This is a genomic window from Ideonella sp. P3_A4 (assembly GCF_056403075.1).
The window spans coordinates 1-14,158 of record NZ_JBFUGE010000126.1 but is presented as its reverse complement, the minus strand read 5'-3'; the positions used below and the strand labels follow the sequence as shown (position 1 = coordinate 14,158).

Below are 14,158 nucleotides of genomic sequence, written 5' to 3'. Positions count from 1 at the left end.
GTCTTCGCCTTGTTCGAGCGTGTTGGTGTCGCTGTAGCCGCCTGAAAGGCCCTCGCCACGGCGGTCATAAGCCAGCACGTCGAAGCCGGCTCGGTTCAACGCGTAGAGATGATCGCGCCACATGCGCATGCCGATGCCCTCGGTCGTGGCATTGGGGTAGCGCACTGGTTCGGCGCGGCGCGTGGCCGGGTCGATGGTGATGGCCGCGTCGGCTGGGTGCTGAATCGCCGTCAACTGCCCGCTGCCGCCCGGGCTCATGATGACGAGCGCGCGGGTGCGGCCGCCACGCCCATCGGCGACGCCGGCACCTTCGACATACCAGCCGCGCAGCTTGATGTCGCCTTGCAGGTTCAGCGCCAGCCGCTCCAGCGGATCGCGCGGCACCGTGAACTCGACCACGTGCGTGCGCCCGTCGGCCTCGGCCACCGCTTCGGCGTATGGCGGCTTGGCGAAGAAGCCAGGCTTGCGGATCTGCCGCAGGTCTACGGCACCGTCGGGCTCGATCTTGCCGACCGGGTCGACCAGCCCGGTGACGCGCGTGGCCCGCGCCTTGTTCGGCGGCAACCAGCGCTGCATCTGCTCGTCGATCCGCTGGAAGCAGGCCRCATCCACCTTGCAGGCGGCCCAACGCGTCTTCAGCTTCGCATCGGTGAATTCGTCGACGTAGAAATCACCGTGGTAACCCGCCGGCGGCTTGTTCGCCGTCAGCAGCAGTGGCACGCACTGGGTCGCGCCACTCGGCTGCGGCAACAGATAACCCGGCAGTTCAGCGTTGCGGTCGGCGCCCACCCAGGCATGGCAATCGGTGGGTGGGTTGGCGCGTGGGGCAGGCGCCGAAACCGGCGCCGTGGAGCACGCTGCCAGCGCAACGAGGCACGTGAGCCCAACGGAGGCAAACGACACCTGCACCTGCATCGGCATCCTTTCACTTCATGGCGAAGGGGATGCGTCAGGTTACCTGACGAAGCCGACTACTCAGTGGCTTTCGTAGGCCCCGATGTCGAACCCGGCGCCGCGCGGCCGCACCACCTTGTTGATGTCTTGGGTCGGCGCCGAGTCGGCCGTTCCCTTGTCAACCGCTGGGGAGTCCTTCCTCAGGCGGTAGTTTCCGGATCCGTCGGCCTGGTAATCCTTGAACAAGGGATCCTCCGCGATGGTGTCGACGTCGACACCAACCCTCATGATGATGGGTCGAGCGCTTCCCTTGACGAGGTTGTGGGCAATCGTGTTGTGCGAACCGATGCAGTCGTCGCCATCATTGCAGTACTCCATGAAGCCGACATTCGGGTTGTTGTAGAGGATGTTGTTGATGACCTTGGTGTAGTCGAGCACGATGCCACCGGGGCTGTCTCCCGCGCCAATGACCATCCCGCCGCCCATGGTGGCCGATCCGTTCGCGAACACCGTGTTGTTGGCGACCACCACGTTGTTGGCCGCGTGCCAGAGATGAATTCCCCACGAGGAGGCGCGGTAGACAATGTTGTTGAAGACGTGGCCGCGCAGATTCGAGTGATAGATCCCCTGCACCTGATTGCATGCGCCGAGCTGACCGATGTCGTGGACGACGTTGCTGATGATGTCGTTGTCCGAGGCGCTGTAGCTGCCGTTCAAGATCCCTGAGCCGCCGTTGCCAGTGCAACCGCCCGATACGGCCAGGTTGTGCACATGACTGTGGGCAATCGTCGTGTGCGACCCGTAGTTCAAGATCCCCAAGCGGCCGGGCCCGGTGACATCGAAGCCGATGATGTCGACGTAGCTGCCGTTGTTGGTCCACATGACTTCGGTACCTKTCCCGACAATCTTGGCGCCCCACTTCGGCTTTCCCTTGTACAAGAAGATGATCCTGCCGTCCGCTGTGCCCGAGGCATTGGTGACGACATTGCCGTTGTACGTCCCTGCCGCCACGTGAATCGTGGTGGAGGGCTTCGCGACACTCGACGCCTTCTGAATGGTCCTGAACGGATCGGTTTCGCTGCCCGTACCTGAATCAGAGCCCGTGGTCGAAACGTAGAGGTGGTACAGACTTGAGGAGCCGTACGCGGCCTCATCACTGTTGACGTTGAAACGCGTTGAATCGATCTGGTCCGAGACGCCGGTATCGGCAACTGCGCAGGTGGTGAACGAGGCGGCTGCTGCGGCGCAGATCAGAAGCCTGGATCCGAACGCAGTGATAGGCTTGATTTGACTGTTCATATTTGAATCCTTCAGAAGGTTCTCATTCGATGTGCGAGGGACAGTGGCGTCGTCGCCGGTCACCTCGAGTGCATGCGGTCCATTGATGGCACGGCTGGCAGTCCCGGAATGGACTTGCGACGCGTCCTGGCCGGACGGGGCTCCGGCGCGGCATTCTTGACAGCTGTTGCCGGTTTGAGGCGGGCGAGACGGTGACGGGCAGGTGACATCAGCTCGCCTCACGGCGGCGACACCGACCCTGCGCGCAACCCCATCGCCCGAGCGGCGGGAGTGGCTCTACGTGCCCGTGGCGCGTCGCTGAAGAGATCTCACGGCGCGGAGGCGGGAGCCTCTGGCGCTGCCGGTGTGGCGGCCGGCTTGCCGGCGCTCGTGGCAAACACCGGACCACCAAGGTAGCTCAGGTAGACCTTACGCTGGCTCATCGCGAGCAGCACGCGGTGGGAGGTGAGGAAGTCCGCACCGAGGATCATCTGGGGTGCGTTTTCCAGCGATTCCGAGCCCCAGTAGCCGAGATCGCGGCGGGCGGCGCCCCACATGTCCATCACGGTCAGCCTGGTGTGCTGGATCACCTCGGGCCCGATCGCCACGGAGTCGAAGCGGCCCACCCAGGTCGCCACCTTGCGCGCACCGATGCCGACGGCGCCCCTGCCGTCGGCGCTGCCGTCGGTGGGCCTTTGCACGCCCAGCTTGGCGGCAGTCTTCTCGTCGATGAAGCTGGACTGCGCCCCGGTATCGATCAGCGCACGCACCGGCTGGCCGTTGACTTGGATCATGACTTCGGCCCGCAGGTCGCCGCTGCGCAATTCGAGCATCGGCAACACGGTCGCGTCGGGGTCCCAGTAGCCGAGAAAGGTGTCCTTGCAGTCCTCCGGCTTGAAGAAGTGGAGGAGCTTGTCCTGCAGCAGCAGCTCGATGTCGTTTTGCAGCAGGTAGTTCGCGCCCACCAGCGCGTCGAAGCTGCTGCTCTGGACATCCCAAGTCACGGCCATGCGAATGTTCTTCCACCGCGCGGGCCCGAGGCCGAACTCTTTGACACTGGCGTGGTACTCCTCGGAGTCTCCGCCGATGCCGAAAGACCTGCCGTCGGTGTGCGACAGCGGCAACTCCAGGCGCTCGGTCATCGGGCGCATCAGAGACGTGCTCATGGCACCGGTATCGAGCAGCACCGTGATCGGCTGGCCGTTGACCGACCCGTCAACGTGCGGTGAGCGCTCGCTGGTGTCGAGCTGCAGCGCGGCGAACTTCGAGTAGCGGCACTTCGCATCCGCCGGCAGGGTGACCAGCAGCGCCAGCGTGGCCAATGCGGCGTGCGCCACGCGGCGCGTTTGTGTGGTCTTGCTCAAGCTACCCCTCCGTTGTCCCTCAGGGGCATTTTCTCTGAGCTCGGCAAAGACGGCTACTTGCGGACGGCTTTGCGTTCCTTGTCAGGCACCGATTGCTCTTGTGCGGGGCGGGTTCTCGCGGGCGGCGCAAATGGCGGTGGGAAGCCGACGAAGCACAGAAAGATCAGGATGGGCGCCAGCAGGTAGACGAGTGGGCGCTTCCAACTGAGGTTCATGACCACCGATGTGGCGACCACCGGCTGCCGATTCAATCCCCACGTTTGCGAGGCTTGAAATCGGGCTGACCGGCAAGGGGTGGCCGGTTGCGGTTCGCGTGCCTGCATTGGCGCACGAACGCAACGCTTAGGCTTTCGCGATGTGCAGAAAGTTGGTGGTGCCCGCCACGCCGAAGGGCATGCCGGAGGCGATGACGACGAAATCGCCGGGGCCTGCACAGGACTCTTGGCGGGCTGTGGCRCAAGCCTTGGCGACCATGTCGGGCACGTCGATGATGGCTTCACTGGCGTGCACCGAATGCACACCCCACACCAGGGCCAGGCGGCGAGCGACCGCCTGTTCCGGCGTGATGCTCAGCACGGAAGCCAAAGGCCGTTCACGCGCCGCGCGCAGGCTGGTGGTGCCGGAGCGGGTGTAGGTCACCATCGCGGCCACCGGCAGCAGCCCTGCGGTCTGGCGCAGCGCCAGGCAGATGGCGTCGCCCACGGCCGAGCGCGGGGCGGTGTGCGACGCATCGATGCCGATGCGGTAGTTCGGGTCCGCTTCGACCTCGGCAATGATGCGGTCCATCATCGCCACCGCTTCGCGCGGGTACTGGCCAGACGCGGATTCGGCCGACAGCATCACCGCGTCGGCACCGTCGTACACCGCGTTGGCCACGTCGGAAGCTTCGGCGCGCGTCGGCACCGGCGAGGTGATCATCGATTCGAGCATCTGCGTGGCGACGACGACAGGCTTGCCCGCGGCCCGGCAAGCCCGCACGATGCGCTTCTGGATAGCAGGCACCTGCTCGGCCGGCAGTTCGACGCCGAGGTCACCACGGGCCACCATGATGGCATCGGCCGCCTCGACGATGGCATCGAGCGCATCGATCGCGGCCGGCTTCTCGAGCTTGGCGAGCACGGCCGCACGGCCCTGGACGATGGCCTTGACCTCGTGCAGGTCCTCAGCGCGCTGGACGAAGGACAGGGCGACCCAGTCGACACCCAGGCTGAGCCCGAAGGCGAGGTCGGCGTGGTCCTTGGGTGTCATCGCCGAGATCGGCAGCAGCACCGAAGGCACGTTGACACCCTTGCGCTCGGACAAGGTGCCGCCGACCACCACCACGGTGTCGGCAAAGTCTGGTCCGCAGTCCATCACTCGCAGGCGCAGCTTGCCGTCGTCGATCAGCAGATCGGTGCCCACCTGCAGTGCGGCAAAGATCTCGGGGTGGGGCAGGGGCGCGCGCCGTGCATCGCCAGGCGCGGGGTCGAGGTCGAGGCGGTAGGCGGCACCGACGGTCAGTTGAACTGGGCCGTTCGCCAGCGCGCCGATTCGCAGCTTCGGGCCTTGCAGGTCGAGCAGCACAGCGATCGGCCGGCCTGTCTCGCGCTCGACGCGCCGGATGGCTTCGAGCCGTTGGGCGTGCTGGTCATGCGTGCCGTGGCTGAAGTTGAGCCGAAAGACGTCGGCCCCGGCATCGAACAGTTGGCGCACCGTGGCGTGATCGGAGCTCGCTGGCCCCAGCGTGGCAACGATCTTCGCCTTGCGATTGCGGTTCATGGTGTCCAGTCGTCTCGGCGGGGCCATGGAAAAGGGCGCCGCATGCGCTCGCACGCAGCGCCAACCAACGCAGCCCCCCAGCCATTCCGTTGCGTTGGAGCGGCGCCCCCGCGTTGCCGCGGGAAGCGCCGCGTCACGGTTTCAGAAGCTGTGGAACATGCCCAATGCGTAGCCACCCTTGTTGGTGCCGCTGGGCGCCTTGCTGTCGTTGGCGACGATGGCGAAGACGTTGGTGCGGGCCGAAAAGTTGTACTTGTAGCCCAGCGAGACGAGCTGTTCGACGCGCGTGCCGCCCTGGTCCTGCATGTCGTAGGAGCCGATGATGGCGCCCGCGCCGACGGGGGCGCTGAAGCCGACCAGCAGGTTCTTGCGGCTGACCTTCGCAGCGTCGTGGCCCGAGCCATAACCGCCGTACAGCTTGACCACGCCGAAGTCGTAGTTGGCGGCGAAGGTCGCCCAGTCTTCGTCCGAGCTGCCGTCGTTGGACTTCTCGTAGCCGGCGCCGATGTACAGCGGCCCGGCGCCGTAGCTCAGGCCGATGTTGGCCGGGCGGTCGCTGCCGCCAGTCGGGGTCTCGGCCACCTGCGCGCCGAAGCTGAAGCCGCCGACCGAGTGCTCGTAGCTGACCGAGTTGTTGAGCCAGAAGGCGCCCAGGCAACCGCCAGAGAAGCCGGGCCCGCAGCCGACCGAGCCGTAGGTGCCTTCGCCGAGCGTGCCCATGCCGAACGGATCGGCCGCGTACTGCGACTTCAGGAAGGCCTGCGTCCACCAGCGACCGATCTTCACGGCGCCGAGCTTGTCGTTGCTCAGGCCCACCCACGACCCACCCTTCCAGAAGGTCGCGCCGCCGCCGACGGTGCCGTCGTCCGGGTTGAGTCGGTGCTCCAGATAGAACGAGGCCTTGGTGCCGCCGCCCAGGTCTTCGTCGCCTTTGAAGCCCAGGCGGCTGCCGCCCATGTCGAACACCTTGGTGTCCGGCGCGTCGTGCGTCTGGCGACCGACCTGGGCTTCGATGAAGCCGAACACCGTCACCGACGACTGGGCCCACGCGGAGCCCGCCAGGGCGCCAAGGCCCATCACCCCCACCATCACCTGCTTCTTCATCAAAGATGTCTCCGGACTGATTTGGTTAAGTACAGCAACCCCAACACCGTCTGAGCGATAACACCATGTGTGTCAATGTGTTGGTGCGGCGTGATGATAATAAATCAATCGTAAAACATCAACTAAAGAAAAATGACATCAGACCGAAAGCGCTGGTGAGGCCGCCCGAGCACGGGGTTCGGAGCCGCCTCCAGGCCACAGGAGACACGCCCATGCCATCGAACCCGACCACCACCCGCCGCGACAGCGTGGCCCGCCGCATCACCGTCTTCGGGGGGGGGTTTCTGTTGGCCGTGCTGGCCTGCATCTGCGCCGTGATGGCGGTCATGCTCAGCAAGCGGGCGCAGGAGCGCACCGTGTCCTGGGTCGACGCGAAGGTCGAAGCCGTCGCGCAGGCGATGGACGCCTACGACCAGACGGCCAAGCTGCTGGTCGAACGGTTCTTCAAGGTCTTCGGCGACCAGTTCGGCAAGAACTTCACGCTCGACGAGGCCAATGGCCGCCTGCTGCAGTTGGGCATCGCGCTGAACGACTACCACAACCCCTGCGACAAGTTCACCGAGTTCACCGGCGGCTCGGCGGCGGTGCTGATGAAGCGCGGCCAGGGCTTCGTCACGGCCAGCACGTCGATGAAAGACGCGAAAGGCGAGCGTGCGATGGGCATGGAGGTGGACGCTGCGCACCCGGCCTATGCCGCGCTGTTGCGCCACCAGCCCTACGTCGGGCGCGCCACCCTTTATGGCCGTTCGTTCATCACCCGGTTGCAGCCGGTCCACGACCTGCAGCAGCAGGTGGTCGGCGCCTTGTTCGTGGCCTTTGACCTGACCGAGTTCGACCGCTCGCTGGAGCAGATGGTGGCGGGCACCCGCTTCTTCGACAGCGGGGGCGTGTATGTGCTCGATCCGCGTGGCGGTGACGCGACCCGGGCGACGCTGATGTTGCCCTCTGCCTTGCGTGGCCGCATGCTGTCGGACGCCTCCTCTGGCGCCGCGGAGTTGTTGGCGGGTTTGCGTTCAACCGCACCCGGCGCCGAGCTGAATGGTTTTCGTCCGGTGTTGCAGCCGTCGGCCAGCGACCGCTTTGCCGTCGCACGGCCCAGCCAGGGCACCGGCTGGATCGTCGTCGGCGAGGTCTCCACCGGCGAGGCGATGCAGCAGCAATGGGCCACGCTGCTGCCTTTCATGGCGCTGTTCGGCGTGGCGGCGCTCGCGTTGTGTGCCGGCCAATACGCGCTGATCCGCCGTTGGGTGGGGCAGCCGCTGCACGGTCTGACCGAGTCGCTCGAACGTGTGGCCGGTGGTGATCTGTCGGTGCCTGTTGCCGTCGGCGGCAACGACGAGATCGGCAGCATGATGAGCGCTGTCGAGCGCTTGCGGTTGCGCTTCATCGAGATGCTGGGGGCGGTGCGTTCATCGGCCGACGCGATTTCGTTGGCGTCGTCAGAGATCGCGGGCGGCAACCTGGATCTGAGCCGGCGCACCGAAGAGACCGCGGCGCGTCTGCAGCAAACCACCGCGGCGATGGAGCAGGTCTATGGCAATGTGCGGGAGGCGGCCCAGGCGACGCGAACTGCCGACGGCTTGGCCCGCGACACCTCAGAGGCGGCCGAACGCGGTGGCGCGGCGATGCGCGATGTGGTGGCGAAGATGGGCAGCATCTCGGCCAGCAGCCAGCGCATTGCCGAGATCACCGGCGTGATCGACGGCATTGCGTTCCAGACCAACATCCTCGCGCTGAATGCGGCAGTGGAGGCGGCGCGCGCCGGAGATAGCGGCCGCGGTTTCGCCGTGGTGGCGGGCGAGGTGCGCAGCCTTGCTCAGCGCTCGGCCGCCGCGGCCAAGGAGATCAAGGACCTGATCGCTGGCAGCGTGACCGAGGTGAGTGCCGGCTCGAAACTGGCCGATGCCGCCAGCGCGCGCATGCAGGAGATCCTGGCCGGCGTGCACTGCGTCAACGAGTCGCTGCGAACCATCACCGCCAGCACTGGCGAGCAGTCCGACGGGCTGGGTCACATCAACGAGTCGGTGGCCACGCTGGACCGCATGACGCAGCAGAACGCGGCGTTGGTTGAGCAGTCGGCTGCCGCGGCCGACAGCCTGATGGGCCAGGCCGCTGCGTTAGTGGACTCGATCGCGCGGTTCCGCCTGGAACCAGTTGCTTCACCAGCGCAATGACGGCGTGTGCACCGGTGCATCCCACAGTGACGTCAGCTCATCGTCGAGGGCCGTCAGCGTGAGCGATGCACCGGCCATCTCGAGCGAGGTGGTGTGGTTGCCGACCAGCCAGCGCTTGACGTGCAAGCCTTCGGCCTGCAGCCGCAGCGTCGCGATGCGGGTCAGCAGATGCAATTCGATCAGCGGCGTGCCGCCCAGGCCGTTGACGTGCAGCAGCACTGAGCGACCCGCTTCCAGGCCCAGGTCCTTGAGGATCGGGTCGAGCAGCAGCGCCACGATGTCATCGGCCGGCATCACCGGGCGGCGGTACCGGCCCGGMTCGCCGTGGATGCCGACGCCGACCTCCATCTCGCAGGCGCCGATGTCGAAGGTCGGGGCGGCTTCTTCGGGCACCGTGCAGCTCGTCAACGCGACACCCATCGAGGCGGTGTTGGCGTTGACGCGTGCGCCGAGCGCCTTGCACTCGTAGAGGTTGGCGCCGGCTTCGGCCGCGGCGCCGATCATCTTCTCGACGATCAAGGTGCCGGCGACGCCGCGCCGCCCGGTGGTGTGGGTGGACTGCTCGACCGCCACGTCGTCGTTGACCAGCACCGTGGCGCACTCGACCTCGAGCATGTCGCTGGCCATCTGGAAGCTGGCGATGTCGCCGGCGTAGTTCTTGATGATCATCAAGACGCCCTGGCCGGACTCGACACGCTGTGCGGCTGCGACGATCTGGGCTGGCGTGGGGGCAGTGAAGACTTGCCCAGGGCAGGCCGCATCGAGCATGCCGAGGCCCACGTAGCCGGTGTGCAGCGGCTCATGGCCCGAGCCGCCGCCGGAGATCAGCGCGACGCGGCCCTGCTTGGGTGTCCGGCGGTGGACGAACAGCGGCGACTCGTTCAGCGCCAGCAGGTCTCCATGGGCCATGACCAAACCGGCGGTGCTGTCTTGCACCAAGTCTTCGGGCGCGTTGATGAACTTCTTCATCGCCAATAGCCGTCCTTCACCCCATTGTGGTTCGGGGTGTGTTGACTGTCACGCGAGATTTTCAGCGGTGAGGATCTCGACGCGCGGGTTGCTGATGGCCAGTGCGCCGCGCACGCCGTCGCACAGCGCGCGCAGCACGCGGCTTGCGGCGGTGACCGCGTACTGCACGTCCTGGTGCAGCACATAGCTCAGGCTGCCTGACAGCAGCATCGAGCGGTGCACCTCGAGCAGGTCGTGCGTGACGAACATCAGGTCGTGGCCGTAGCCATGCTCGGCCAGCGCGCGGGCGATGCCGAAGCTGCACGGGCCCACGTTGTACAGCGCATCGAGCCGGCCGCCGGTGGCCTCGGGCGACAGCGCCTCGCGGGCGTACTCGTAGGCCTCGTCTTCCGATTCGGGCACCTCGAAGAGGCGCCAGGGTTTGGCCTGCGGAAAGCGCTCTTCGAGCACCTGCTGGAAGCCGATGCGGCGGTCGATCTCGGCCGCGTAGCGCGTGGCCGGTGACATCAGCGCGCACAGAGACGGCGCGTTGCGCGGCAGCGAGCGGCCCAGCAGCAGACCGGCCGTGCGGCCGGCGGCGCGGTTGTCGGCCCCGATTGCCGTCTCGCGCAGCGAACCGGGCACGTCGGAGAACAGGGTCACCACGTGCACACCGCCGCGCACCAGCTCGTTGATCGCCAGCTTGACCGGCGGCAGGTCGGGCGCCAGCAGCGCCACGCCGTCCAGGTCCGACAGCTTGGCCAGCTCGGTGGCAAAGGCATTCGCATCGGTCACCGGCAGGCGGTGCGTGACCTCGGTGATGTGCTGGTGGCGGAACTCGCCGGCGGTCTGTGCGACGACCCGGTCCACCAGATCGAAGAAGCCCAGCCGCGCGGCCGGCAGCACGAAGGCGAAGCGGTAGCTGGAGGTGGAGCGCGGCCTTCCGCGGATCGGGGCGCCGCCGCCCAGGGCCGCCATCGCTTCGCGCACCTTGCGCACGGTGACGGGGTTGACGCCGGGCCGGTTGTTMAACACCCGATCGACGGTGGCGGTGCTGACCCCGGCGGTCTCGGCGATTTTGGTGATGGTGACCGGGTTCGACATGGGGCGTGGCCGAAAAGAAGCCAAAAACTAAATCCATCGGAGTGTCGCCGAATCGGGCGGCGGGGCCAAGCAGCATGGCGAGCGGCCCTTGGCGCACCGGCGAAGACCCGGCGGCAGCCCGTCAAAGCTGACGTGATTGATTTAGGGTTTTCATTGAGTGATTTATTTTCTGATGTGACTAGAGTTCGATCCAAGGTCGTTGCCCATCAATCGTGCGGGCGGGCCCCGAGTCGAGGCCGGCGGCGTGCCGAGCCCCGTCCCATGCGTGCGGCGTGCGGCCGCGGGTCAATCAAACAGGAGACTGAGGATGAGCTTCAACAAGGGCAAGCTGGTCGTCACCGCCAGCGCGTTCGCGGCGGCCACGCTGATGAGCGGCGCCGCGCAAGCGCAGCAGAAGCAACTGACGCTGTGCTGGGCGGCTTGGGATCCGGCCAACGCGCTGGTCGAGTTGTCGAAGGACTTCACGGCCAAGACCGGCATCGCGATGAAGTACGAGTTCGTGCCTTGGCCGAACTTCGCGCAGCGCATGCTCAACGAGCTGAACTCCAAGGGCAAGTTGTGCGATCTGCTGATCGGCGACAGCCAGTGGATCGGCTCGGCGGCCACCGAAGGGCACTACGTCAAGCTCAACGAGTTCTTCGACAAGAACGCCATCAAGATGACCGACTTCGCGCCGGCCACCGTCGAGGGTTACTCGACCTGGCCGAAGGGCACGAAGAACTACTGGGCGCTGCCCGCGATGGGCGATGCGGTGGCCTTCACCTACCGCAAGGACTGGTTCAACCGCCCCGAGCTGAAGGCCGAGTTCAAGCAGAAGACCGGCCATGAACTGGCACCACCCAAGACCTGGGACGAGTTCAAGCAGATCGGCCAGTTCTTCCAGGGCCGCGTGATCGACGGCAAGAAGGTCTACGGCGCGGCGCTCTACACCGAGCGCGGTTCCGAAGGCATCACGATGGGCGCGACCAACGCGATGTACGCCTACGGCATGGAGTACGACAACCCGAAGAAGCCGTACGACATGAAAGGCTTCATCAACGGCGCCGGCGCCGTCAAGGGGCTCAAGTTCTACAAGGATCTGTACGACTGCTGCACGCCGCCTGGGCACTCCAACGCCTACATGACGGAAGACCTGGACTCGTACAAGTCGGGCCAGGTGGCGATGCAGATGAACTTCATCGCCTTCTTCCCGGGCATCTCGAAGGACCCGCAGGTCGGCGGCGAGAAGACCGGCTTCTTCCCGATCCCCAAGGGCGACAAGCAGTTCGCCCAGCTGGGCGGGCAGGGCATCTCGGTCGTCAAGTACTCGGACAAGAAGGACCTGGCCCTCGAGTACATGAAGTGGTTCGCCCAGCCGGCCATTCAGCAGAAGTGGTGGGAAGGTGGCGGCTTCACCTGCCTGAACGCGATCTTGAACCAGCCGGGCTTCTCGACCAGCACGTCGTACGCCCAGGTGTTCCAGGACTCGATGAAGGTCGTCAAGGACTTCTGGGCCGAGCCGAGCTATGCGCAGCTGCTGCTGGCGATGCAGAACCGCGTGCACGACTACGTGGTGGCCGGCAAGGGGACGCCCCAATCCGCACTCGACGCGCTCGAGAAGGACTGGGAAGAAGTGTTCAAGGAAGACGGGAAGCTGAAGTGAAACCCGAAGCGATCGCGCAGTGGGTGCAAGTCCCACCCACGGCGGGGTCGCGGGGGTCGGAGGGCGAGGCCCTCCGGCCTTCCCGCCCCGCGGAGCAAGCCATGAAGACCTCGCTCTTCGGCCGTCAAGGCCTGTCGGACCGCGCACTGGCCTGGCTGTTCGTCGGCCCGACGATCGTGCTGCTGCTGGCCTTCAACATCTTCCCGCTGTTGTGGACCATCTACCTGTCGCTGACGAACTACCGCGCCAACCGGCCGAACGCCGACACGCTGTGGGTCGGCATCAGCAACTACCAGCGGGTGCTCAACGACCCGGCGATCTGGGACAACTTCCAGGCCACCGCGCACTTCCTGGTCTCGTCGATCGCGCTGCAGCTGCTGCTCGGTTTTGGCCTCGCGCTGCTGCTGAACCGGCGCTTCAAGACCCACAGCTTCTGGAGCACGGCGATCCTGCTGCCGATGATGCTGGCGCCTGCGGTGGTCGGCACCTTCTGGAAGTATTTCTTCGAGCCGCAGTACGGCATCTTCAACTACATCGTCAACTTCTTCGGTGGACCCGGCACCTTCACGATGCTGGGGGACACGCAGCTCTCGCCGTGGGCGATCGTGCTGGTCGACACGTGGATGTGGACGCCCTACGTGATGTTGCTGCTGTTGGCCGGCCTGCGTTCGATCCCGCCTTATCTGTACGAAGCCGCCGAGATCGACCGCGCCTCGGCCTGGACCAAGTTCTGGCGCATCACGCTGCCGATGGTGATGCCTTTCATCATCCTCGCGCTGCTGTTCCGCACGATCGAGAACTTCAAGATGTTCGACCTGGTGGACCAGCTCACCAATGGCGGCCCCGGCTCGGTGACCGAGCTCGCCTCGATCCACCTCAAGCGTGAGGCGTTCGAGAAATGGCGCACCGGCTACGCCTCGGCCCTGGCGATCATCATGTTCGTGTCGATCTACGGGCTGTCGCTGGTCGCCGTGCGCTTCCTCGAGAAAGTGAAGCAGCGATGAAATCCGTTCCTAACAGTGCATTGGAGCCGAGCGCGCGTTCCAAGTGGTTCGCCGGCATCGCAGTGATCGGCTACGCCATCGTCTCGCTGATCCCGCTGGTCTGGATCTTCATGACGAGCTTTCGCACGCCGCAGGACGCGATCGCCTACCCGCCCAAGGTGGTGACCGAGCAGTCGCTGATCGGCTACGTCAACCTGTTCACGACCCGCTCACGCGTCTCGGCTGAAGAGCTCGCCGCGCTGCCACCGGCCACCACCTGGTACGAAGGCCTGGTGCGCGAGCAGCAGATGATCTTGGCCGGCCCGTCGCGCTTCGTCGACCGCTACACCAACTCGCTGCTGATCGGCTTCGGCTCGACGCTGCTGTCGGTTGTGTTGGGCACGCTCGCGGCCTACGCCTTCTCGCGCTTTCGGGTGCCCGGCAAGGACGACCTGCTGTTCTTCATCCTCTCGACACGGATGATGCCGCCGATCGCCATTGCGATTCCGATCTACCTGATGTTCCGCAACGTCGGGCTGAACGACACGCACGTCGGCCTGATCCTGCTGTACACGGTGGTCAACCTGTCGCTCTCGGTCTGGCTGCTCAAGGGCTTCATGGACGAGATTCCGCGTGAGTACGAGGAAGCCGCGATGGTCGATGGCTACACCCGCTGGCAGGCCTTCATCAAGGTCGTGCTGCCGCAAGCGGCCACCGGCATCGCGACCACCGCGATCTTCTGCCTGATCTTTGCCTGGAACGAATACGCCTTCGCACTGCTGCTGACCAGCGGCACTGCGCAGACCTCGCCGCCGTTCATCCCGACCATCATCGGCGAGGGCGGTCTCGACTGGCCCGCGATGGCCGCCGGCACCACGCTGTTCCTGCTGCCGGTGCTGCTGTTCACCG

General features: G+C 65.8%; 10 protein-coding genes and 1 pseudogene. 4 read left to right on the top strand and 7 right to left on the bottom strand.

Going from position 1 to position 14,158, the window contains the following annotated elements; genetic code table 11:
- From AC1DYI_RS13690 to AC1DYI_RS13670, 5 genes and pseudogenes are all read right to left on the bottom strand, one after another.
- Positions 1-915 (bottom strand): annotated as a pseudogene (locus tag AC1DYI_RS13690) (hypothetical protein); the annotation flags it as partial.
- Positions 916-975: 60 nt separating this feature from the next.
- Positions 976-2,193 carry a choice-of-anchor Q domain-containing protein gene (locus AC1DYI_RS13685; protein WP_477204669.1) on the bottom strand — a complete coding sequence of 406 codons (1,218 nt, stop codon included), beginning with the start codon at positions 2,191-2,193 and terminating at the stop codon, positions 976-978.
- Positions 2,194-2,501: 308 nt separating this feature from the next.
- The gene (locus tag AC1DYI_RS13680) at positions 2,502-3,536 is read right to left on the bottom strand and encodes an aspartyl protease family protein (protein WP_477204668.1); all 1,035 of its coding nucleotides are present in this window, start codon (positions 3,534-3,536) and stop codon (positions 2,502-2,504) included.
- A 342-nt stretch (positions 3,537-3,878) separates the two neighbouring features.
- Positions 3,879-5,294 (bottom strand): pyruvate kinase, encoded by a 1,416-nt coding sequence (gene pyk / locus AC1DYI_RS13675; protein ID WP_477204667.1) that lies wholly within the window; start codon positions 5,292-5,294, stop codon positions 3,879-3,881.
- 141 nt (positions 5,295-5,435) lie between these two features.
- Positions 5,436-6,398: a porin gene (locus AC1DYI_RS13670; RefSeq protein ID WP_477204666.1), complete on the bottom strand. Its 963-nt coding sequence runs from the start codon at positions 6,396-6,398 to the stop codon at positions 5,436-5,438.
- 65 nt (positions 6,399-6,463) lie between these two features.
- Between AC1DYI_RS13670 and AC1DYI_RS13665 the strand changes: the two genes are divergently transcribed.
- On the top strand, positions 6,464-8,572 hold the full coding sequence (locus tag AC1DYI_RS13665; protein ID WP_477204665.1) for a methyl-accepting chemotaxis protein: 2,109 nt from the start codon (positions 6,464-6,466) through the stop codon (positions 8,570-8,572).
- Here the strand turns inward: AC1DYI_RS13665 and dhaK are convergent.
- Both dhaK and AC1DYI_RS13655 read right to left on the bottom strand, forming a co-directional pair.
- Positions 8,558-9,541 carry a dihydroxyacetone kinase subunit DhaK gene (gene dhaK, locus AC1DYI_RS13660; RefSeq protein WP_477204664.1) on the bottom strand — a complete coding sequence of 328 codons (984 nt, stop codon included), beginning with the start codon at positions 9,539-9,541 and terminating at the stop codon, positions 8,558-8,560. The two genes, AC1DYI_RS13665 and dhaK, sit on opposite strands and share 15 nt — an antisense overlap.
- Before the next feature lie 48 nt (positions 9,542-9,589).
- Entirely contained in the window at positions 9,590-10,624 is a 1,035-nt protein-coding gene (locus AC1DYI_RS13655; protein ID WP_477204663.1) for a LacI family DNA-binding transcriptional regulator, read from the bottom strand.
- A gap of 367 nt (positions 10,625-10,991) precedes the next feature.
- Here AC1DYI_RS13655 and AC1DYI_RS13650 point away from each other — a divergent pair, with 367 nt between their 5' ends.
- The 3 genes from AC1DYI_RS13650 to AC1DYI_RS13640 all read left to right on the top strand — a co-directional run.
- On the top strand, positions 10,992-12,266 hold the full coding sequence (locus AC1DYI_RS13650; protein WP_477204670.1) for an ABC transporter substrate-binding protein: 1,275 nt from the start codon (positions 10,992-10,994) through the stop codon (positions 12,264-12,266).
- A gap of 101 nt (positions 12,267-12,367) precedes the next feature.
- The gene (locus AC1DYI_RS13645; protein WP_477204662.1) at positions 12,368-13,270 is read left to right on the top strand and encodes a carbohydrate ABC transporter permease; all 903 of its coding nucleotides are present in this window, start codon (positions 12,368-12,370) and stop codon (positions 13,268-13,270) included.
- On the top strand, positions 13,267-14,158 hold an 892-nt coding region (locus AC1DYI_RS13640; protein ID WP_477204661.1), incomplete at its 3' end, for a carbohydrate ABC transporter permease. The genes AC1DYI_RS13645 and AC1DYI_RS13640, both read left to right, overlap by 4 nt.